This is a genomic window from Phosphitispora fastidiosa, assembly GCF_019008365.1.
GTDB classification, from domain to species: Bacteria; Bacillota; Thermincolia; order Thermincolales; family UBA2595; genus Phosphitispora; species Phosphitispora fastidiosa.
In genome coordinates, this window is record NZ_JAHHUL010000178.1 from 1 (window position 1) to 253 (window position 253).

At 61.7% G+C, this 253-nt stretch carries 1 pseudogene; it reads right to left on the reverse strand.

What is annotated here, in order from left to right:
- Positions 1 to 253, reverse strand: a pseudogene (locus Ga0451573_RS19410) (hypothetical protein); the annotation flags it as partial.

Consider the following 253-nt stretch of genomic DNA (forward strand, 5'->3'; position numbering starts at 1 on the left):
TGATAAACGCCGATTCTCCTGCCGGTCAAAGCATCCGGGCTCAGAACGGAGATGCTTCGCCTGATGTAATCTTGCAGCGCATCCGGCACGATTGCCGCCTGTCCGTCGGAGTCTGCCGGCGCTTTTGTCTCCAGGACGAGGACGGACAGGATGCCGGCTTCATCGGCCTTGTCGATCTCGCCGTCGGGCCGGTAGAACTTCAGGCCATTCCGGTCGGCGGGAATATGGCTGCCCGTGACCATGATGGCCGGTG